The sequence below is a fragment of the Massilia paldalensis genome (genome assembly GCF_044901715.1).
Lineage (GTDB): Bacteria > Pseudomonadota > Gammaproteobacteria > Burkholderiales > Burkholderiaceae_D > Telluria > Telluria paldalensis.
Window position 1 is genome coordinate 353,996 of the sequence record NZ_JBJCIU010000001.1, and the last position, 20,063, is coordinate 374,058.

Below are 20,063 nucleotides of genomic sequence, written 5' to 3' on the forward strand. Positions count from 1 at the left end.
CGCATCGGGAGACGGCCATGGACCATCGTTTCGAAGACGCATCGCCCTGGGTACGGCGCTGGGCCCCGCTGATCAGGCAGGGCGAAGTGCTCGACCTGGCCTGCGGCAACGGCCGCCACGCGCGCCTGCTGGCGTCGCTGGGCCACGTCGTGATCGCGCTCGACCGCGACCGCGAGGCCCTGGCCGCCGCGGCGGGCGAGAACATCGAACCCATCGAGTACGACGTCGAGGCGCCCGGCAACCCGTGGCCCTTCGCGCCGCGCAGCCTGGCCGGCATCGTCGTCACGAATTACCTGCACCGTCCGCTGTTCGGGGCGCTGGCGGCCTCGCTGGCGCCGGACGGCGTGCTGATCTACGAAACCTTCGCGCGTGGGAACGAAACCTTCGGCAAGCCGTCGAATCCTGACTTCCTGCTCATGCCGGGCGAGTTGCTCGGCCTGGCCGGACGGGGCGGCCTGCGCGTCGTCGCGTTCGAGGATGGGGTGGTGCAAGGGCCGCGCCCGGCGCGCCTGCAGCGCTTGTGCGCCGTCGGCCAGGGCTTCGACCCGGCGGCGGCCCGGCTCGACCATTTATCTGGCGTGGAATGAACCATAACCGCGGGCTATCCGCTACAATCCAATTTTTATTTATTAATGGCACGGTCCAGAGATATGATTAAGGGCAGCATAGTAGCACTCGTCACTCCGATGTTCGAGGACGGCAGTCTGGACAGGGACACCCTGCGCAAGCTGATCGACTGGCACGTCGCGGAAGGCACGGACGGCATCGTCATCGTCGGCACCACGGGCGAGTCGGCCACCGTCAGCCCGGAGGAGCACTGCGAACTGGTCAAGCTGGCGGTCGATCACGTCGCCGGCCGCATCCCGGTGATCGCCGGTACCGGCGGCAATTCCACCGCAGAAGCGATCGCGCTGACCCGCCATGCCAAGGACGTGGGCGCGGACGCCACCCTGCAGGTGGTCCCGTACTACAACCGGCCGACCCAGGAAGGCATGTACCGCCACTTCAAGGCGATCGCGGAAGCGGTCGACCTGCCGGTGATCCTGTACAACGTGCCGGGCCGTACCGTGGCCGACATGAGCAACGAGACGGTGCTGCGCCTGGCGCCGATCGACAATATCGTCGGCATCAAGGATGCGACCGGCAACATCGGCCGCGGCATCGAGCTGCTGCGCGAAGTCGACCGTTCCTTCGCCGGCAACAAGCCGTTCGGCGTGTACTCGGGCGACGACGCGACCGCGATCGCGCTGATGTTCTGCGGCGGCGCCGGCAATATCTCGGTGACGGCCAACGTGGCCCCGCGCGCCATGCACGAGCTGTGCGAGGCCGCGATGGCGGGCCAGATCGGCCGCGCCACGGAAATCAACAACCGCGTGCTGTCGCTGCACGGCAAGCTGTTCATCGAGCCGAACCCGGTGCCGGTGAAATGGGCCCTGGCCGAGATGGGCAAGATGCCTGCCGGCCTGCGCCTGCCGCTGGCGCCGCTGTCGGCGCAATACCACGACACGGTCCGCGCCGCACTGCGCGAAGCCGGCGTCCTTTGATGAACGGTCTCCGGACCCTGGATCTGCCTTACCCGCTTTAACATATGACCAATCGCAAGACTATGACCCGCACCGTGGCGCTGACCGCCATGGCACTCAGCCTGGCAGCGTGCACGACCGTGTTCGAATCGGACAAAGTGGATTACAAGGCCGCGAAGAAGGCCGCCCCGCTGGACATCCCGCCCGACCTGACCCAGCTCCAGAAGGATAACCGCTATGCCGTGCCGGATGGCCGCGGCGTCGCCACCGCCTCCGGCTACCAGCAGCAGCACAGCGCCCAGGCGCCGGGCCTGCCGGCGGCCAGCGAGCAGGTCGGCCAGGTGTCGACCGAGGCCGTGCGCATCGAGCGCCAGGGCAACCAGCGCTGGCTCGTCGTCAAGCAGACGCCGGAACAACTGTGGCCGCAGCTGCAGGAATTCTGGGCCAACTCCGGCTTCACCGTGGAAACCGAGTCGCAGCAGACCGGCATCATGGAAACGAACTGGGCCGAGAACCGCGCGAAGATTCCTCAGGACTTCATCCGCCGCACGATCGGCAAGGTGTTCGACTCGGCCTACTCGACGGGCGAACGCGACAAGTTCCGCACGCGCCTGGAGCGCCGCGCGGACGGCTCGACCGAGGTCTACATCAGCCACCGCGGCGCCGAGGAAAAACTGGTCGGCACGCAGAACGAATCGACCACCTGGACCGCGCGCCCGAACGATCCGGAACTGGAAGCCGAATTCCTGAGCCGCCTGATGGCCCAGCTGACCGGCACCAAGGTCAAGGAAGCCAGCGCCTTCGTCGCCAACGCGCCGCTGGAAGCCCAGCACGCCAAGCTGGACGGCAACAAGGTCGTCGTGGACGAGGGCTTCGATCGCGCCTGGCGCCGTGTCGGCCTGGCGCTGGACCGCGTCGGCTTCACCGTGGAAGACCGCGACCGCGTGCAGGGCATTTATTTCGTGCGCTACGTCGATCCGGACGCGGTCAAGAAGGAAGGCTTCTTCAGCAAACTGTTCGGCAACGAAGACAAGAACAAGGAAGCGCAGAAGTACCGCGTCCTCGTGTCGACCGTGCAGGGTGCCAGCACCAGCGACGTGACCGTCCAGACCAACGACGGCAAGCCGGAAACCTCGGCGACCGGCGCCAAGATCCTGAAGCTGCTGGCGGACGAGCTGAAATAAGCTCGGTACTGTCCGAAAGAAAAAAACCGGCCTTCGAGGCCGGTTTTTTATTGGCGGAACGCGGTGGGCATGTGATGCCCACCCTACGATAGCGCGGCCATCGCGTAGGGTGGCAGCACGTGCCCCGCCGTGCCAAACGCAGGGGCGAAAAAAAACCGGCCCGAAGGCCGGTTCTTTCATCGACCGGGGTCGAATTACTTGGTTGCCGGAGCAGCAGCAGCCGAAGCAGCGTCAGCAGCAGCCGAAGCAGCCGAAGCAGCAGCCGAAGCGGCCGAAGCAGCAGCGTCAGCAGCAGCCGGCGATGCCGGTGCGGTTGCGTCAGCAGCCGGAGCGACCGGAGCAGCGGTGGTGTCAGCAGCCGGAGCAGCCGGAGCAGCGGTTTCAGCAGCCGGAGCGGCCGGAGCAGCTTCTTCTTTCTTCGAGCAAGCAGCCAGGGCAACAGCCAGCAGGGAAACGATCAGCAGAGATTTTTTCATGGTTTTTTCCTTAATATTCAAAAGGTGGTGCGATGAATAATTACCGGTAATTATCGCTCGTCAGGAATTCTCGTGGCTATTCATACTTTGATAAAAGTGCCTACAGACAACGGGAACCTTCCTAGCCCGATATTATAGCCAAATTTACTGAATCGCAATAGAAAACTCGTGTCAAGCTGTAACTATTGCCCGAACACCCAAGCTTCATATTGTTACAAGATGTGACCGCTGCTTAGATGCTGTTTTTCATAGGAAAAATTGCAAAAAGGCAGTGCTCAGAGACCCGTCACGGACGCCTGCAAACCGGGTTGCGATTCGCTCCAGATGGCCGTGAAACGTGTGCGTGGAACTTCTGTTTCTTGCGGCGCGTCAAAGGCTGCTTGGCCCCGCAGGTGCGCACTGTGAAAGCGGCGCACGACGTGCATATCGCCGGCGAGACAGAAGGAATCGGTCAGCTGGCGCAGGTGGCGCGGCGTCGTCCGGCAAGCGACGGCGTGGGAAAAATCGTGCAGCAGCCGGGGGAAGCGGGGTGCGTGCCGTTCCAGCCAGGCCGTCGAGTGCACGGCAACGCGCAACTGGCCGCCGCCGCGCAGGAAACGGCGCAATTCCGCGTCGACGTCCGGCGCGCCGAGCAGGAACAGCGAACAGTCCGGATCGAACAGGTCGAGCGTGGCGCGCGAGCGCGCGAATGCCGCGCGCAGCTGGTCCTGGAACGCGGCGCGGGTATCGAAACGCTGGAGCGCCGGCGCGGCCATCTTCGCCCTGTCCCTGTTAGCCCAGCTCGAGCCAGCCGTCCGAGTACCAGGTGTACAAGGCTTCCAGCACGTCGTCCGACGCCTGGTCGAGCAGGGCGCCGTCCAGGCCGCGCTCGTTGGCCAGCACGTCCAGCACGGCCTTGTCGGCCCGGCCCACGGCGAACGATTCGCCGTTGATGAACACGTGCTTGCCGCGGTACAGCATCAGCGTCTTGGGCGACAGTTGCAGGCCGCGCTTGGCCGCCTGTTCCATGAAACGGCCCACCGGCAGCGGCTTGGCCACCGGGGTGAAGAACACATTGTGCTTCGGCTCGGACAGGTGTTCGCCCAGGAAGATGGTGACGTCTTCCTCGTCCCAGCGCACCTTGTTGAGCTCTTCGGTGACGGTGGCGAGCATGTCGCGCGGGATCTCGGCCGGGTTCTTGGCCGGCGTCAGGTGCGGGTCGGCATAGCGGCCCGGCAGGTCGATCGAGTCGGCCATGAATTGCAGGAAGGCTTCGCCCAGTTCCTGGAACGAGGGCGAGCGGAAGCCGATCGAGTAGGTCATGCACTCGCCCTCGGCCACGCCGTCGTGGGCGTAGTGCGGCGGCAGGTACAGCATGTCGCCCGGCTCGAGCACGAATTCTTCTTCCGGTTCGAAGTTCGCCAGGATCTTCAGGGGCAGGCCTTCGACCAGCGTCAGGTCCTGCTGCGCGCCGATGCGCCAGCGGCGTTTGCCCTGCGCCTGCAGCAGGAACACGTCGTAGGAATCGAAGTGCGGGCCGACGCCGCCGCCGTCGGTGGCGAAGCTGACCATCAGGTCGTCCAGGCGCGCATCCGGCGCGAAGCGGAACTGGCGCAGCAGCGCGTCCGCCTTCGGCTCGTGCAGGTTGATGCCTTGCACCAGCATCGTCCATTCGCGCTGGGTACGCGGCGGCAGTTCGGTCAGCGGACCGTGCTGCATGTCCCATTGGCCGTCGGCCAGCGTGACGAGGCGCGACTCGACGTGGTTCTGCCGGGCCAGTTCGGCGAGTTTCTCGAACTTGAGCAGCGGCTTGAAGTTGGGGATCGCCTGGCGGATCAGGAGCGGTTTCTTGTGCCAGTAATCCCGCAGGAACTGGGCGGGCGTGATATTCCCGAGGAGCTGAAGTTTTTGCATGCGTCATTATACCCATGGGCGGGGCGGGGAAAAACGGTGATGGGGGTATAATCGGACCCTTACCCACGAAAGGAAGCGCAATGAAGATTGCCAAGAACACGGTTGTGTCGGTGAACTACAAGTTGTCCGACGCCCAGAACAACCTGATCGAAGACGGCGCCCAGCCGATGGTCTACCTGCACGGTGGTTACGAGAATACGCTGCCGAAGATCGAAGAAGAGCTGGATGGCAAGGATGTGGGCTACACGTCGACCATCCAGATCGAGCCGGACGATGCGTTCGGCGACTACGACCCGAACCTGGTGAAGGTCGAGGACCGCAAGCGCCTGCCGGAACCGATCGAAGTCGGCATGCAGTTCGAAGGCATGGCCGAGGGCGGCGACGACGAGCCCGTCATCTTCACCGTGACCGAGATCGCCGACGACAAGGTCGTCCTCGACGGCAATCACCCGCTGGCCGGCATGGCGCTGCGCTTCGAACTGTCGGTGATCGACGTGCGCGAAGCAACCGCGGAAGAAGTGGCCCACGGCCACGTGCATGGCGCCCACGGCCACCATGGCCACGCGCATGACGAGATCGAGGACAGCGAGCCGGGCGATCATTTCCGTAGCCAGCCGCTGCAGTAATACGTAGTACGGAACACGAGCACCGTCGTCCCTGCGCAGGCAGGGACGACGGGGTTACTTCTTGCCTGTTTTCAGGCTCTCCGCCTTCGGATGGTCTTCCTTCTTCCCATCCATCCCCTTGTCGACCTTGAACAGCGCCCGGTTCGCCGGATCGACCGCTACCTCGACCGCCTGCGCGCCCACCGACAGGTGTCCCACATTCCCCTGCCATTCGATCGCCGGCTTCACGCCCTTGGCCAGCCGTCCGCTGTCGACCAGCAGCACCTTGCCGCGGAATTTCTGCGCCAGCGTCAGCACTTGCCGCCGCGTCTCGGCGAAACCATCGTTTTCCGGCATGGCGCTGCGTAGCAGGGCGCGCAAGCCCGTCGGCTGGGAAAAGGCCTTCAGGTCGCCTTCCGAAAACAGCACCAGCGCTTCCAGCTGGTCGCGCCTGGCGATCGTGAACAGGCGGTTCAGCCAGAACCGGTTGGCGACGAGGCGGTCCTCGTATTCGCTGTTGCGGCCGGCCGCCGTCAGGTAGTGGTTGTTATCGGCCGGCATATTGACGGTGGCATACAGCACCTTGCCCACCGACCAGTGGGCGTTTTCCGCATAGCTGCGAAAGCGCGGGCTCGTCGACAGGCGCGTCAGCGACAGCTTGTGCGCGCCCAGCGCCGACGGTTCGCCGTAGTACAGCTCGCGGATGCGGTTCAGGCGTTCGATGGCGTTGGTGCGGCCGGCGCTGTTGCGGCATTCGGTCCAGTCGCTGCCGGCCGGCAGCACGACGACGGGGCGCCGTGCCGCCTCGACCAGCTCGCGCCGCTGCTGGTACAGCTTGTCGCTGCACGGTTCGGCCGTGCCTTTGATGCCGGTGACGACGAGGAAGGCCACGTCCTTGCCGTCGTTGTCGTCGAGCGCCTGCTTCAGGCGCTTGTCGCCGCCGTCCGCCGCACCGTGGCCGATGACGGCGAAGCGGTGCGCCGCTCCATGGTCGTCCTGCTTGCCGTCGCCGGCGGCGAACGCGCCGGCGGCGAGCAGGGCCACGCCCAGCAGGGCGGCCAGTCGGACGAATGGGCGGCGCTGGCGCATCAGCCGGCGGCCAGGCGCTTGAGCTCGTACAGGCGCTCGAGCGCCTCGCGCGGGGTCAAGGCGTCCGGATCGATGTCGTCCAGCAGCGCGAGCGCGGGGGAGGGCACGCTGGCCGTCAGCGGCGCCGGAGCGGCATCGGCATCGGCAGCCTCCAGGGCATCGTCGGCCGCATCGTCCGTTTGCGCCGGCGCGAACAGGTCCAGCTGCGGCGTCGCGTCGAGCGCCTGCGATTCCAGCCGCGCCAGGTGCTTGCGCGCGGCCCGGATCACGGCCGGCGGCACCCCGGCCAGCTGCGCGACCTGCAGGCCGTAGCTCTGCGAGGCCGGGCCGTCCTGCACGGCGTGCAGGAACACGATGCTGTCCTTGTGCTCGACGGCCGACAGGTGCACGTTGACGGCGCTCGGATGCGCTTCCGGCAGCTGGGTCAGTTCGAAGTAGTGGGTCGCGAACAAGGTGAAGCTGCGGCTCGCGTCGATCAGGTGGCGCGCGATCGCCCAGGCCAGCGCCAGGCCGTCGAACGTGGAGGTGCCGCGGCCCACTTCGTCCATCAGCACCAGCGACTGCTCGGTGGCGCCGTTCAGGATGGTGGCCGACTCCGTCATCTCGACCATGAAGGTCGAGCGGCCGTTGGCCAGGTCGTCGGACGCGCCGATGCGGGTGAAGATGCGGTCGATCGGGCCGATCGTCGCGCTGGCCGCGGGCACGTAGCTGCCGATGTAGGCCAGCAGCGTGATCAGGGCGACCTGGCGCATGAAGGTCGATTTACCGCCCATGTTGGGGCCCGTGATGAGCAGCAGGCGGCGGTCGTTCGACAACCGGCAGTCGTTGGCGATGAAGCGCTCGATCTGCTGTTCGACCACCGGGTGGCGGCCCTCGACGATGGTGAGGCAAGGATCCTGCACCAGCTGCGGCGCGCACCAGTTGTTGCGCACGGCGTGGCCCGTCAGCGCGGTCAGCGCATCGATCTGGGCGATGCCCGCGGCGATGCGCTGCAGGCAGCCGATGTGCGGCGCCAGGTCGCTCAGCAGCAGGTCGTACAGCAGTTTTTCGCGCGCGAGGGCCCGGTCCTGCGCGGACAGGGCCTTGTCCTCGAAGGCCTTCAGTTCCGGCGTGATGTAGCGCTCGCAGTTCTTCAGCGTCTGGCGGCGGCGGTAGTCTTCCGGCACCTTGTCCGCCTGGCCGTTGGTGACCTCGATGTAGAAGCCGTGCACCCGGTTGTACTCGACGCGCAGGTTGGCGATGCCGGTACGGGCGCGCTCGCGCGTCTCCAGGTCGACGAGGAACTGGCCCGCGTTCTCCGACAGCGCGCGCAGTTCGTCCAGCTCCGCATCGAAGCCGCGCGCGAACACGCCGCCGTCGCGCACCATGGCCGCCGGTTCCTCGGCGACGGCGCGCACCAGCAGGTCCAGGCAGTCCTCGGGAATGGCGAGCGCGTCGTGGATGTCGCGCAGCAGGCAGGAGTCGCCCGGGATGAAGCAGCGCGCCACTTGTTCGCGCAGGGCCGGCAACTGCTTCAGGCCCTCGCGCAGGCTGGCCAGGTCGCGCGGGCGCGCCGTCTGCAACGCAATGCGCGTCGTGATGCGCTCGACGTCCGGCACGTGGGTCAGCGTGGCGGCCAGGTCGTGCGCCGCCTCGTGCAGGGCCAGTGCGCCGATCGCCTCGTGGCGCGAGCGCGCCACGGACTGGTCGCGCCTGGCGTGGTGGATCCAGTGGCGCAGCAGGCGCGATCCCATCGCCGTGCGGCAGCCGTCCAGCAGCGAGAACAGCGTGGGCGATTCGTGGCCGCGGATCGTTTCCGTCAGCTCCAGGTTGCGGCGCGTGGCGGCGTCCAGGCCGATGAATTCGCTCTCCGATTCCACCGACAGGCTCTTCACGTGCTGCAGGCCGCGTCCCTGCGTCGACTGGGCATAGCGCAGCAGCGCGCCGGCCGCGCCGAACGCGGCGCCCATGCCGTCCGCGCCGAAGCCGGACAGGGTTGCGACGCCCAGCTGGTCCAGCAGCGATTTGTGGCCGTGGACGACGTCGAAATGCCACTCGGGCACGCGCGCCGTATGGCCGACGGGGCTGGCTTCGAACATGTCCGCATCGGCATCGGCGCGCAGCACCTCGGCCGGCGCGATGCGTTCGAGTTCCTGCACGAGGCGGGTGGCGGCCACGCGCGCATCGCCCGCGAATTCCATCAGGCGCAGCGCACCGCTGGCCAGCGACAGCCAGGCCAGGCCCGTCGTGACGACCTTGCGGTTGGCGACGGTGCACACGGCCAGCAGCGGACGCTCGGCCTTTTCCGGCAGCAGGTCCGAATCCGTCAGCGTGCCCGGCGTGACGACGCGCACGACCTTGCGCTCCACGGGACCTTTCGACAGGGCCGGATCGCCGATCTGCTCGCAGATCGCGCACGACTCGCCCAGCTTGACGAGCTTGGCCAGGTAGGGATCCAGCGAGTGGAACGGCACGCCCGCCATCTTGATCGGATTGCCGCCCGAGGCGCCGCGTGCCGTCAGCGTGATGCCCAGGATGCGCGAGGCCTTTTCCGCGTCTTCGTAGAACAGCTCGTAGAAGTCGCCCATGCGGTAGAAGACGAGCATGGTGGGATAGTCGGCCTTGATGCGCAGGTATTGCTGCATCATGGGCGTGTGCTTTTCGGTCGCGAGGCGTTTCGCCGCGTCGGCACTGATTTCGCGTGGGACGTTCATGTGGTCGATTCGAGTAGGCAAGGAAGAAAGGTCTTGCCAGGGCCGCCATTTTACCGCGATCGATGGCCGGCGGGCAGCCCGGCCGTATCGATCAGCGCCACACGAACGCGGTGCGGTGCGGCTATTCCCGCCGCCGTTGCGGCGAGGCCACCAGCCGCACCGCCATCATCATGTCGATATTGTGGCGCGCCAGCGCATGTGCCGCCGCCTTGGGGCCGGGCGTGCGCAGCACGGCGTCGATCGTCGCGGCCGTCTCGCGGTCGACGCGCCGTTCGCCCAGGGCCCGCTGGGGCACGCCGTGATCCGGTATATACAAGAATGTCATGCGTTTCCTCCATGGTTTAAGAGGAAATCTTCCTGCATTTGTTTGTTCGATTAATTAAAAAATCTCAAGCGCATCATGACAGTCGGGCATGGTTGAGGATGAGCCAGGCGACGGTAATCACCACCATCCCCGTCAGCGTCACGCACGACCAGGTAAAGAACCACGCCGACAGCAGGCCCGCCTGCAGCACTTTCTCGAACAGCACGCCCAGCGCGAAATCGAAGGCGGTCAGGAAGGACCAGCGGCGCAGGTAGACGGGCAGGTAGCGGCTCATCTTGCGGTTGTGCTGGCGGGCAGCGTGGCGCTCGATGCGATCGCGGGCGGCGCTGACGTCGCGGAACAGCCAGTCGAAGAAGAGGAACCGGTACAGCAGGCGCCGGAACGGCATCTCCGAGGCCGGATCGTCGGAAGGGGGCTGCGTGTGCTGGTCGAGGGTCATGGTCGCACCGTTGTCGGATGGGATGCTGGCGGCGCCGCGGCTCTGCATGGGTGGCGCGATTCTCCATACTATGTCAGAACGCGGGGCAGCCACGTTCGCTGCCTAACGTAGCGACCGGCCGTCCGCCATGTCGACGTAATTTACAGTTCGATGCGGAAAGTTTCCCTACTCCTTTGATTTGTTTTGATTTTTCTTCACTGGCACGATGTTTGCAATCAAGGTTATTGCAAATAATACAAGGAGCAGGGAATGACTATGACACGTATCAGGACTGCCGTCGCAGCATTGATAGCGGGCCTCGGCTTCAATGCTCAGGCGGCGGTCCTCGGGACCGATGCCGGCTATGCCTTCGTCGATGGCGACACGGCGACGCGCATCCTGTCCATCGGTCAGCACGGCACCGTCAGCGACGTCAACTTCACCGTCACCTTCGCCAAGTGCGACGACCCGGGCGTCCAGGGCGGCACGCAGTGCGTCAGCAATACGGGCTCGTTCGACGACGAGATCTTTTTCACCCTGACTTCGCCGACGGGCATCATCATCGACCTGGTGCGGCCGGGCACCTACAACAACACGGGTAACGGTACCGGCGTCATCTCCGTGATGTTCGACGACGAGGCCACGATGACGGTCGGCGACCGGGCGGTCAACGACGGCAATGGGACACAAGGGTCGTTCAAGCCCGTCGACCTGCTCAGCGCCTTCGACGGCATCGACATGTTCGGCGACTGGATCCTGACCATCGGCGACACGGGCTTCGGCGATCCGCTCGAGTATTTCAGCTCGGTACTGGAGATCAATGGACCGGGCAATGGTCCGGGGCCGGGTCCCGACCCGGACGATCCGGACGATCCGACGGATCCGACCGACCCGACCGATCCGGGCACGGAGCCGAATCCGGTGCCGGAACCGGGGTCGCTGGCCTTGCTGGGGTTGGGGCTGGCGGGAGTGGGGGTGGCGCGACGCCGTCGCTGATCGCGCCAGCAGCCCATCAACAAACGTCGTCCCTGCGCAGGCAGAGACCCAATCTTGCAAGCGTCTCGATAACGCAAGCAGAACTTGGGTCCCTGCCTGCGCAGGGACGACGGTTTTGAGGGGCTGGTAACCTCTGTGCTTACGCTTCGGCCACGCGCTTGGCGATGTGCGCCAGCGCCTCGTCGACCTGGTCGATCAGGATCAGGGACAAATCGCCCGGCTGCAGTCGCGCCAGCGCCTTGTCGATGGCGACGAACTCGCCCTTGATCTCGTCGATGTGGGTCGTGCGGGTGGCATCGGCCAGGCCCTGGCGCAGCAGCGCGACGACTTCGCCTTCGGTGCGGCCGCGCTGGCACTGGTCTTCGTACAGCAGCACGTCGTCGAAGGCGCGGCCCAGGATGCGGGTCTGGTCGCGGATGTCCTCGTCGCGGCGGTCGCCGGCGCCGGAGATCACCACCGAGCGGCGCTTGGCCGGCATCGATTCGACGGCGTTCACGAGGGCCTGGATCGCGTCCGGGTTGTGGCCGTAGTCGGCGATCACGGTGGCGCCCTTGTAGTCGAACACGTTGAAGCGGCCCGGCGCGTTGTCGCTCTCGCCCACGAAGGTCTTCAGGCCCAGGCGGATCGCATCCCACGAAATGCCCGTGGCCCAGGCTGCGGCCACGGCGGCCAGCGTGTTCTCGACCTGGAAGCCGACCACGCCGCCGCGGGTGATGGGCACTTCCGTCAGCGCCACGCGCTCCTCGAACGTGCCCTGCACGGCCACCAGGTAGCCGTTGTCGACGTAGACGATGCGGCGGCCGGCGGCGCGGTGCTTCTGCATCAGCGGCAGCGAGCAGTCCTTGGCGAAGTAGGTGACGTCACCGCGGGTGTTTTCGGCCATCGCGGCCACGATCGGGTCGGCCGCGTTCAGCACGGCCATGCCGCCCGGCGCCACGTTCTGCACGATCACGCGCTTCAGGACCGCCAGGTCTTCCAGCGTCGTGATGTAGTTCAGGCCCAGGTGGTCGCCGGCGCCGATGTTCGTCACCACGGCGACCTGGCAGCGGTCGAAGGCGAGGCCTTCGCGCAGCATGCCGCCGCGCGCCGTCTCGAACACGGCGGCGTCGACGTCCGGGTGCATCAGCACGTTGCGGGCGCTGCGCGGACCGCTGCAGTCGCCGCTGTCGATGCGGCGGCCCTGGATGTAGACGCCATCCGTATTCGTCATGCCGGTGCGCAGGCCGGAGCTGGCCAGCAGGTGCGCGATCAGGCGCACGGTCGTGGTCTTGCCGTTGGTGCCCGTCACGGCGACGACCGGGATGCGGCCGTCGTCGCCCGGACCGTACAGCGTGTCCATGATCGCTTCGCCGACGGCGCGGCCCTTGCCGAACGATGGCGAGATGTGCATGCGCAGGCCCGGCGCGGCGTTCACCTCGACGATGCCGCCATGCTGTTCCTCGATCGGTTTCAGGACGCTGTCGCACACCAGGTCGACGCCGCAGATGTCCAGGCCGACCATGTGGGCGGCGGCGATGCAGCGCGCCGCCACGTCCGGGTGGACGTCATCCGTCACGTCGGTGGCCGAGCCGCCCGTGGACAGGTTGGCGTTGTTGCGCAGCGTGACGCGCTGGCCCTTCGCGGGCACCGATTCCGCGTCCAGGCCCTGCTTCGTCAGGGCGGCGAGGGCGATGTCGTCGAAGCGGATCTTGGTCAACGCCGTGCCGTGGCCGCTGCCGCGGCGCGGGTCCTTGTTGACCTCCTCGACCAGCTGGCGCACCGTGTGCTTGCCGTCGCCGACCACGTGCGGCGGATCGCGGCGCGCGGCGGCGATCAGCTTGTTGCCGATGACGAGCAGGCGGTAGTCGTGGCCCGGCAGGTATTTTTCGACCATGATGTCTTCGCGGAACTCGGAAGCGGCGGCAAAGCCAGCGTCCAGCTGTTCGCGCGTGGTGACGTTGACGGTCACGCCCTTGCCCTGGTTGCCGTCCTTCGGCTTGATCACGACGGGCAGGCCGACTTCGAGCGCGGCGGCCCAGGCGTCGTCCGGATCGGACACGGAGCGGCCCAGCGGCACCGGCACGCCGGCCGCGTGCAGCAGCTTCTTGGTCAGTTCCTTGTCCTGGGCGATCGATTCGGCGATGGCGCCGGTGGCGTCGATCTCGGCGGCCTGGATGCGGCGCTGGCGGCTGCCCCAGCCAAATTGCACCATGCTGCCTTCGGTCAGGCGGCGGAACGGGATGCCGCGCGCGACGGCGGCCTGCACGATGGAGCCCGTGGAGGGGCCCAGGCGCACGTCCTCGTCGAGGTCGCGCAGTTGCGTCAGCGCCGCCTCGAGGTCGAACGGCTGGTCCTCGCGCGCCGCGATGCACAGCTGCTCGGCCAGCTTCAGGGCCAGGCGGCCCACGTCTTCCTCGGAGTATTCGACGACGACCTGGTAGATGCCCGGCTCCACGGTGGCCGTGGAGCGGCTGAAGGTGACGGGGCAGCCGGCCTGCGCCTGCAGCGCCAGGGCCGCCACTTCCAGCACCTGGGCCAGGGGGATGGTGTCGTCGTGGCCGGTCGGCTGCAGCGGCCAGATTTCCGGGAACAGGGCGCGCAGGCGCGTCTCGAAGCCGGCCAGGGCGCTGATCGACTCTTCCTCGGGCGTGCAGGAAACGATCGCTTCCACCGACGTGTGGTGGCTCCAGAGATTGGGGCCGCGCAGGGCCCGTACGCGTGATACTTCCATAAACCTATGATCCTTTGTTCGTATCTGTCGGTGCTCGGTGCTTGCTTAGTGCTTTGCCTTTTTTGCCGCCGGGTCGAAGGTGCGCAGGCCCGAGCAGATCAGGTCGGCGGGCACGTCCAGCGCCCAGCCGGCGGCGGCGGCGGCCAGCACGGCGCCCGGCTGGGCAGCCACGGCGCTCTTGAGCTTGTCCAGGCCCAGCAGGCGGGTTTCGCGTTCTCCCTCGGCCAGCACGATGTGGCCGTCGCGCACGAAGGCGACGCGGCCGCCTTCCGCGCGGTGCGCGGCCAGCACCGAGTTGGCTTCGTCCAGCGCGTAGAACAGCACGGCGCCGTCCGAGAGTTCGGCCAGTTCGGCCGTGCGCTCGTCGCCGGCATTCAGGACCGCGGCGCCGTCGGACAGCACGACGTCGACCTGGCTGCGCACCACGCCGTACAGGGCGTCCTCGTCGCGGATGTACAGGTCCTGCACGTCCGCCACGTCGCCCATGTCGGTGACGATGCCGACCAGGCAGCGGTCGTAGGGCAGGCCCTCGGTCAGGATCGAGCGCGCGTTCGATTCGAACACGCCCGCCTGCACGGTGCGGTTGATCAGCACGCGCTGGCCCGCCTCGAAGCGGGTGCCGTCGCGCGCGTCGACCTGGCGGCCGTCCAGGAACAGGCCTTCGCGGTTGGCCACGCCCACGTGCTTGCCGGCGTGGTGCAGCACGGTGCCGACCAGGCGCGCGGCCAGCGCGGCGTCCGTGGTACCGGTCACGCCCACCAGCGGGATGCGGCCCGTTTCGCCTTCCGCGAACAGGTGCTCGACGATGTGCTTGCCGACGTTGCGCGGCTCGCCAGACGCCGGCTTGATGTGGGCCAGCAGGCCCGGGCTGGCATTGACTTCGATGATGGCGCCGCGCTGTTCGTCGAGCGGGCGCGAGATGTCCTCGGCCACCAGGTCGATGCCGGCGATGTCCAGGCCCACGACGCGCGCGGCCAGGGCGGCCATGTAGGCCACGTCCGGGTGCACGAGGTCGGTGACGTCGTCGGCGACGTTGCCGTTCACCTGGATCAGCACCTTCTGGCCGGCCGGCGGCACGGAGGTCGGGGTCAGGCCCTGGCGCTTGAGCTGGAGCTGGTTTTCCTCGCTCTGGGCCGGCAGCACGGGGCTGAGCGGGAATTCCTCGGCTTCGCCGCGGCGCGGGTCGGTGTTGATCTGGCTGTCGCACAGCTGGATGACGGTCGAGACGCCGTCGCCCGTCACCCACACCGATTCGCCGCGCGCGGCCGCCACGACCTTCTGGCCGACGACCAGCAGGCGGTGCTCGTTGCCGGTGACGAAGCGCTCGACCAGCACGGAATAGGAGTCGCCCTCGTCGGATGCGATCTTGTAGGCCGCGTGGACGTCGGCCTCCGTCATGAGGTTCAGCGACACGCCGCGGCCGTGGTTGGCGTCGACGGGCTTGATGACGACGGGCAGGCCGATGTCCTGGGCTTCTTCCCATGCGGCTTCCGCGCTGCGCACCACGCTGCCTTCCGGCACCGGCACGCCGCAGGAGGCCAGCAGGGTCTTGGTCAGGTCCTTGTCGCTGGCGATGCTTTCCGCGATGGCGCTGGTGCGGTCGGTCTCTGCGGTCCAGATGCGGCGCTGGGCGGCGCCGTGGCCCAGCTGGACCAGGTTGCCGTCGGTCAGGCGCAGCGAGGGGATGCGGCGGTCGGTCGCGGCATCGACGATGTTCGCGGTCGAGGGGCCCAGGCAGTAGCGGTCGACCAGTTCGGTCAGTTCGAACACGGTGGCCTTCAGGTCGAACGGGGTATCGTTGATGGCGGCCATCAGCAGGGCGTGGCCTGCCTTCAGCGCGGCGCGGCCGACGATCTCGTCGCGCGTGCGGAACGCCATCTTGTAGATGCCGCGGTCGGCCGTCGAGCGGGTCTTGCCGAAGCCCGTCTTCATGCCGGCCAGGTTCTGCAGCTCCAGCACGACGTGCTCGAGGATGTGGCCGGACCAGGTGCCGTCGCGCAGGCGCTCGAGGAAGCCGCCGCGCTCGCCGACGCCGCAGCGGTGCTCGATCAGGCCGGGCAGCCAGGCGGTGAGGCGTTCGTACAGGCCGGGCAGGGCGTTGGAAGGACATTCCTCGAGTTCGCCGAGATCGAGCCAGGCTTCGATGACAGGACGGTAGGTCCAGATGTTCGGTCCACCCAGGTGGGTCACGCGAAGAATGTCGATGTCTTTCTTATTCGTCATGAATATATCTGGCCGCGCGGCGACCAACTCTCACCACAGCGGCATTTGCCTATGTTCGCGCATCGTGGCACAAATCTCCCGATTCCTGGGCATCTATGTAAATTTCCACAATGCACATGTTGTATACTTGCTGAAACGAAGCTTATCGTGCCGTACCGTTTATTGCCAGCCTCACCTGTCCGATAGAATACCGTAATTACGACGGCGCTCCAGCACATGCGGCTGTCAACCGTAATGCCTGCCGCCGCGTTCCAACGTACAAGATCTGCCTTCCGCAGCCCGACTCCCAATATCATTCAGATGGAAATCTTGCCCTACGGGGCGGCATCACATGACAACTCAACAACTCGTTCCCTCTGCGCCGCTGGCGATCGCCGCCAGTTTCCTGCCTGAGCACTGGCAGGCGGACGTCGAGAAGAAGCTTGCGCCAGGGGAAAACGTTCTAACTAGCGTCGAGGTTGACCTCGATACGAAATTACGTTTCACCAAGGGCCTGATCGTGGTGACGGACCGTCGCCTGCTGGCCCGCGCGCCCGGCGACACGGCCTGGCGCGACTGGGCCTACCGCGACGGCCTGGCGCTGCGTCATTACGACCATGCCGGCGTCGGCCACCTCGAACTCGTCGACGAACAGGGCCTGCTGGCCGACTGGCGCTTCACGCTGGGCCAGAACCTGCAGGCGATCCGCGTCGTCGACCAGTTCCGCGACCAGCTGGAAAGCCACCGCACCGGCATCGCCGTACAGCCGCCTGAACAGCATACCTGCCCCAGCTGCAAGGCGCCGCTCGATCCGGACCAGGAAGACTGCGCCATCTGCACCAAGGTGCTGCACACCCCGCCGTCGACCTGGACGCTGCTGCGCCTGTGGCGCTTCGCCAAGCCCTACCAGGGCCAGCTGCTGCTGGGCTTCCTGCTGCTGCTGGCCAGCACGGGCGCGCACCTGATTCCGCCCTACCTGACGATGCCGCTGATGGACAACGTGCTGATCCCGTATCAGAACGGCAAGGAAATCGACACCTCGCTCGTCTACATGTACATGGGCGGCCTGTTCGGCTCGGCCATCCTGGCCTGGGCGCTGGGCTGGGGGCGCACCTATATCCTGGCGCTGGTGTCGGAGCGGATGGGCGCGGACATGCGCTCGGAAACCTACGAGCACCTGCTGCGCCTGTCGCTGGAATTCTTCGGCGGCAAGCGCACGGGCGACCTGATGAGTCGCATCGGCAGCGGCTCGGACCGCATCTGCGTGTTCCTGTCGCTGCACCTGCTGGACTTCCTGTCGGACGTCCTCATGATCATCATGACGGGCGTGATCCTGTTCTCCATCAACGCCAAGCTGGCGCTGGTGACGCTGGTGCCGCTGCCCATCATCGCCTGGCTGATCCACATCGTGCGCGACAAGCTGCGCACCGGCTTCGAGAAGATCGACCGCGTCTGGGGCGAAGTGACCAACGTGCTGGCCGACACCATTCCCGGCATCCGCGTGGTGAAGGCGTTCGCCCAGGAAAAGCGCGAAGCCGCGAGGTTCCGCGAAGCGAACAAGCACAACCTCGCCGTCAACGACAAGCTGAACAAGGTCTGGTCGCTGTTCTCGCCCACCGTCTCGTTCCTGACGGAGCTGGGCCTGCTCGTGATCTGGTGCTTCGGCATCTGGCAGATCAGCAAGGGCGAGATCACCGTCGGCACGCTCGCGTCCTTCATCGCCTACAGCGGCCGCTTCTACGTGCGCCTCGATTCGATGAGCCGCATCGTGTCGGTGACGCAGAAATCGGCGTCGGCCGCCAAGCGCATCTTCGACATCCTCGACCACGTGTCGAGCGTCCCGGACCCCGTCAACCCCGTCAAGGTGGACAAGGTGGCCGGCAACATCACGCTGCGCGAAGTCGGTTTCCGCTACGGCAACCGCGCCGTCAACCGCGGCATCTCGCTGGACATCAAGGCCGGCGAGATGGTCGGCCTGGTGGGCCATTCCGGTTCGGGCAAGAGCACGCTGGTCAACCTGATCTGCCGCTTCTACGACGTGGCCGAGGGCGCGATCCTGCTGGACGGCACGGACATCCGCAGCTTCGCCGTGGCCGACTACCGCCGCCACATCGGCCTCGTGCTGCAGGAGCCGTTCCTGTTCTTCGGCACGATCGCCGAGAACATCGCCTACGGCAAGCCGGATGCGACGCGCGAGGACATCATCGCGGCGGCGCGCGCCGCGCATGCCCACGAATTCATCCTGCGCCTGCCGCAGGGCTACGATTCGATGGTGGGCGAGCGCGGCCAGGGCCTGTCCGGCGGCGAGCGCCAGCGCATCTCGATCGCACGCGCGCTGCTGATCGACCCGCCGATCCTGATCCTGGACGAGGCGACGTCCTCGGTCGACTCGGAGACGGAGAAGGAAATCCAGAAGGCCCTGGACAACCTCGTGCAGGGCCGCACGACGATCGCCATCGCGCACCGCCTGTCGACGCTGCAGCGTGCCGACCGCCTGGTCGTGCTCGACCGCGGCCTGGTGGTGGAAGAGGGCAGCCACGACGAACTGATGGCGCAGCAGGGCGCCTATTACCGCCTGTACGAGGCGCAGGCGCGCAACGTGGACCAGGACCCGGACGGGAAGGAAGACGAATGATGAAGACGACGAACTACGCTCCGTTCCAGCTGCGCCGCGACGCATTCGGCAAGCTGGTGCTCACCAACGCCGACGGCGAGGAATTCGTCGGCGTGATGCCGGTGCGCTCCTTCCCCGTCCAGGCCCCCACGCGCGGCATTTCGCTGGTGCGCGACGGGGGCAAGGAAGTCGCCTGGATCGACGACCTGGAAACCCTCCCGGCCGACCTGCGCGCCCTCGTGTTCGAAGAACTCGAGGGCCGCGAGTTCATGCCCGAGATCCTGTCGATCAAGAGCGTGTCGAGCTTCGCCACGCCCTGTACCTGGCACGTGCAGACGGACCGCGGCGACACCGAATTCGTGCTCAAGGGCGAGGAAGACATCCGCCGGCTGGGCGCATTCTCGCTGCTGATCGCGGACAGCCACGGCATCCACTTCCTGATCCGCGACATGTTCGGCGTGGACAAGAACAGCCGGCGGATCCTCGACCGGTTTCTCTAGGGCAGGCCGCGTCCCGGCATATCCAGTCCCGGCGCGAATGTCATATCGACATGGCGGGCCCGTGTAGGTACACTTCGTTGTTGCCAAAAAATAACAGCGAAGATGAGCCCCTCGACAAAACTCAATGCCCTGATCGCGAGTACGACTGTCTCCTTGATGTATGCTGCTATCAGCGCGGTGTCCAGGATCGAGCCCGGATGGAGCGACAATGCGCTCGTCTCCGCCGCGGTCGGCCTGCTGCTGTCGGCGGGTGTCTATCGACTACTGACGGTCGCCATCCGATGGCTGATGGAGCGGAACGAGCGCGTCAGGGCGCTGGTGCTGGGACCGTACTACCTCCACGGTACCTGGGTCGGGTATTTCAAAGGGCACAATAAAGACTTCCGCTATACGGTAGAGCATTACTCGCAAGACCTCGAATCGGTGGTGATCCTCGGGCGTTCCTACACCGAAAACCGGCAAGTCCACGGCTTCTGGATGAGCGATGCGGTGTCCATCGATGCTGCCAAGGGCAGCTTGCTGTTCACCTATGCATTCGACGTGGTGACGCGGGATACCACGTTATACGGTGTGAATTCGTCGATGTTCGAGCGCCGCGCGGCGCACAAGCCGCCCGTCGCGATTTCCGGGTTTGCCCACGACCTGAACGACAAGACCCGGATCGCGATGCATGCGGAAAAGGTGTCGGATGACCTTATCTCCTGCGACGCGGCTCTCGCGTTGGCAATCGAGAAATTCAGCAAGTTGAATGGGGGCGCACGGCTGGGCGACGCGGCCGGTTCGTCCGACCCGTCGTCAGGTTATCGCGTACAGTAAGGTCACCGCCTTTCGTACC

17 protein-coding genes are annotated in these 20,063 nt (G+C 66.3%); 8 read left to right on the top strand and 9 right to left on the bottom strand.

Going from position 1 to position 20,063, the window contains the following annotated elements:
- Positions 1–17: 17 nt before the first annotated feature.
- From ACI1V7_RS01560 to bamC, 3 genes are all read left to right on the top strand, one after another.
- On the top strand, positions 18–587 hold the full coding sequence (locus ACI1V7_RS01560; protein WP_404530035.1) for a class I SAM-dependent methyltransferase: 570 nt from the start codon (positions 18–20) through the stop codon (positions 585–587).
- 63 nt (positions 588–650) lie between these two features.
- Positions 651–1,544 carry a 4-hydroxy-tetrahydrodipicolinate synthase gene (dapA, locus tag ACI1V7_RS01565; protein ID WP_404530036.1) on the top strand — a complete coding sequence of 298 codons (894 nt, stop codon included), beginning with the start codon at positions 651–653 and terminating at the stop codon, positions 1,542–1,544.
- Positions 1,545–1,606: 62 nt separating this feature from the next.
- Positions 1,607–2,707 carry an NlpB/DapX family lipoprotein gene (gene bamC, locus ACI1V7_RS01570; protein ID WP_404530037.1) on the top strand — a complete coding sequence of 367 codons (1,101 nt, stop codon included), beginning with the start codon at positions 1,607–1,609 and terminating at the stop codon, positions 2,705–2,707.
- 194 nt (positions 2,708–2,901) lie between these two features.
- Here the strand turns inward: bamC and ACI1V7_RS01575 are convergent, their stop codons facing one another.
- The 3 genes from ACI1V7_RS01575 to ACI1V7_RS01585 form a co-directional block, all read right to left on the bottom strand.
- Positions 2,902–3,183 carry a hypothetical protein gene (locus tag ACI1V7_RS01575; protein ID WP_404530038.1) on the bottom strand — a complete coding sequence of 94 codons (282 nt, stop codon included), beginning with the start codon at positions 3,181–3,183 and terminating at the stop codon, positions 2,902–2,904.
- A gap of 275 nt (positions 3,184–3,458) precedes the next feature.
- A complete protein-coding gene (locus ACI1V7_RS01580) occupies positions 3,459–3,938 on the bottom strand; it encodes a DUF7931 domain-containing protein (RefSeq protein WP_404530039.1) in 480 nt (159 codons plus the stop codon).
- Positions 3,939–3,954: 16 nt separating this feature from the next.
- The gene (locus ACI1V7_RS01585; RefSeq protein ID WP_404530040.1) at positions 3,955–5,076 is read right to left on the bottom strand and encodes a ribosomal protein uL16 3-hydroxylase; all 1,122 of its coding nucleotides are present in this window, start codon (positions 5,074–5,076) and stop codon (positions 3,955–3,957) included.
- Between the two features lie 80 nt (positions 5,077–5,156).
- Here ACI1V7_RS01585 and ACI1V7_RS01590 point away from each other — a divergent pair, with 80 nt between their 5' ends.
- On the top strand, positions 5,157–5,702 hold the full coding sequence (locus ACI1V7_RS01590) for an FKBP-type peptidyl-prolyl cis-trans isomerase (protein ID WP_404530041.1): 546 nt from the start codon (positions 5,157–5,159) through the stop codon (positions 5,700–5,702).
- A 54-nt stretch (positions 5,703–5,756) separates the two neighbouring features.
- On the opposite strand, the gene ACI1V7_RS01595 is transcribed toward ACI1V7_RS01590, so the two are convergent.
- The 4 genes from ACI1V7_RS01595 to ACI1V7_RS01610 form a co-directional block, all read right to left on the bottom strand.
- Positions 5,757–6,770: a hypothetical protein gene (locus ACI1V7_RS01595; RefSeq protein WP_404530042.1), complete on the bottom strand. Its 1,014-nt coding sequence runs from the start codon at positions 6,768–6,770 to the stop codon at positions 5,757–5,759.
- Complete coding sequence (mutS, locus tag ACI1V7_RS01600) at positions 6,770–9,463, bottom strand: DNA mismatch repair protein MutS (protein ID WP_404530043.1); 2,694 nt, start codon at positions 9,461–9,463, stop codon at positions 6,770–6,772. The genes ACI1V7_RS01595 and mutS overlap by 1 nt, the downstream gene beginning before the upstream one ends.
- A gap of 121 nt (positions 9,464–9,584) precedes the next feature.
- Positions 9,585–9,788 carry a hypothetical protein gene (locus ACI1V7_RS01605; protein WP_404530044.1) on the bottom strand — a complete coding sequence of 68 codons (204 nt, stop codon included), beginning with the start codon at positions 9,786–9,788 and terminating at the stop codon, positions 9,585–9,587.
- Between the two features lie 73 nt (positions 9,789–9,861).
- On the bottom strand, positions 9,862–10,275 hold the full coding sequence (locus tag ACI1V7_RS01610) for a hypothetical protein (RefSeq protein WP_404530045.1): 414 nt from the start codon (positions 10,273–10,275) through the stop codon (positions 9,862–9,864).
- Positions 10,276–10,476: 201 nt separating this feature from the next.
- On the opposite strand from ACI1V7_RS01610, the gene ACI1V7_RS01615 reads away from it, so the two are divergent.
- Positions 10,477–11,202, top strand: a complete 726-nt coding sequence (locus ACI1V7_RS01615; RefSeq protein WP_404530046.1) for a PEP-CTERM sorting domain-containing protein — start codon at positions 10,477–10,479, stop codon at positions 11,200–11,202.
- Between the two features lie 139 nt (positions 11,203–11,341).
- Here ACI1V7_RS01615 and cphA read toward each other — a convergent pair whose 3' ends face one another.
- Entirely contained in the window at positions 11,342–13,912 is a 2,571-nt protein-coding gene (gene cphA, locus ACI1V7_RS01620) for a cyanophycin synthetase (protein ID WP_404530047.1), read from the bottom strand.
- Positions 13,913–13,957: 45 nt separating this feature from the next.
- The gene (locus ACI1V7_RS01625; RefSeq protein ID WP_404530048.1) at positions 13,958–16,135 is read right to left on the bottom strand and encodes a cyanophycin synthetase; all 2,178 of its coding nucleotides are present in this window, start codon (positions 16,133–16,135) and stop codon (positions 13,958–13,960) included.
- 331 nt (positions 16,136–16,466) lie between these two features.
- Between ACI1V7_RS01625 and ACI1V7_RS01630 the strand changes: the two genes are divergently transcribed.
- The 3 genes from ACI1V7_RS01630 to ACI1V7_RS01640 all read left to right on the top strand — a co-directional run bounded on the left by ACI1V7_RS01630 (position 16,467) and on the right by ACI1V7_RS01640 (position 20,044).
- Entirely contained in the window at positions 16,467–18,749 is a 2,283-nt protein-coding gene (locus ACI1V7_RS01630) for a cyanophycin metabolism-associated ABC transporter (protein WP_404530049.1), read from the top strand.
- Complete coding sequence (locus ACI1V7_RS01635; RefSeq protein WP_404531520.1) at positions 18,749–19,228, top strand: cyanophycin metabolism-associated DUF1854 family protein; 480 nt, start codon at positions 18,749–18,751, stop codon at positions 19,226–19,228. Before ACI1V7_RS01630 ends, ACI1V7_RS01635 begins: the two co-directional genes overlap by 1 nt.
- A 102-nt stretch (positions 19,229–19,330) precedes the next feature.
- Positions 19,331–20,044 carry a hypothetical protein gene (locus tag ACI1V7_RS01640; RefSeq protein WP_404530050.1) on the top strand — a complete coding sequence of 238 codons (714 nt, stop codon included), beginning with the start codon at positions 19,331–19,333 and terminating at the stop codon, positions 20,042–20,044.
- Positions 20,045–20,063: the final 19 nt, after the last annotated feature.

Coding starts and splice junctions, on each gene's coding strand:
- ACI1V7_RS01560 (WP_404530035.1), top strand. CDS start 18: ATGGACCATCGTTTCGAAGACGCATCGCCCTGGGTACGGCGCTGGGCC.
- dapA (WP_404530036.1), top strand. CDS start 651: ATGATTAAGGGCAGCATAGTAGCACTCGTCACTCCGATGTTCGAGGAC.
- bamC (WP_404530037.1), top strand. CDS start 1,607: ATGACCCGCACCGTGGCGCTGACCGCCATGGCACTCAGCCTGGCAGCG.
- ACI1V7_RS01575 (WP_404530038.1), bottom strand. CDS start 3,183: ATGAAAAAATCTCTGCTGATCGTTTCCCTGCTGGCTGTTGCCCTGGCT.
- ACI1V7_RS01580 (WP_404530039.1), bottom strand. CDS start 3,938: ATGGCCGCGCCGGCGCTCCAGCGTTTCGATACCCGCGCCGCGTTCCAG.
- ACI1V7_RS01585 (WP_404530040.1), bottom strand. CDS start 5,076: ATGCAAAAACTTCAGCTCCTCGGGAATATCACGCCCGCCCAGTTCCTG.
- ACI1V7_RS01590 (WP_404530041.1), top strand. CDS start 5,157: ATGAAGATTGCCAAGAACACGGTTGTGTCGGTGAACTACAAGTTGTCC.
- ACI1V7_RS01595 (WP_404530042.1), bottom strand. CDS start 6,770: ATGCGCCAGCGCCGCCCATTCGTCCGACTGGCCGCCCTGCTGGGCGTG.
- mutS (WP_404530043.1), bottom strand. CDS start 9,463: ATGAACGTCCCACGCGAAATCAGTGCCGACGCGGCGAAACGCCTCGCG.
- ACI1V7_RS01605 (WP_404530044.1), bottom strand. CDS start 9,788: ATGACATTCTTGTATATACCGGATCACGGCGTGCCCCAGCGGGCCCTG.
- ACI1V7_RS01610 (WP_404530045.1), bottom strand. CDS start 10,275: ATGCAGAGCCGCGGCGCCGCCAGCATCCCATCCGACAACGGTGCGACC.
- ACI1V7_RS01615 (WP_404530046.1), top strand. CDS start 10,477: ATGACTATGACACGTATCAGGACTGCCGTCGCAGCATTGATAGCGGGC.
- cphA (WP_404530047.1), bottom strand. CDS start 13,912: ATGGAAGTATCACGCGTACGGGCCCTGCGCGGCCCCAATCTCTGGAGC.
- ACI1V7_RS01625 (WP_404530048.1), bottom strand. CDS start 16,135: ATGACGAATAAGAAAGACATCGACATTCTTCGCGTGACCCACCTGGGT.
- ACI1V7_RS01630 (WP_404530049.1), top strand. CDS start 16,467: ATGACAACTCAACAACTCGTTCCCTCTGCGCCGCTGGCGATCGCCGCC.
- ACI1V7_RS01635 (WP_404531520.1), top strand. CDS start 18,749: ATGAAGACGACGAACTACGCTCCGTTCCAGCTGCGCCGCGACGCATTC.
- ACI1V7_RS01640 (WP_404530050.1), top strand. CDS start 19,331: ATGAGCCCCTCGACAAAACTCAATGCCCTGATCGCGAGTACGACTGTC.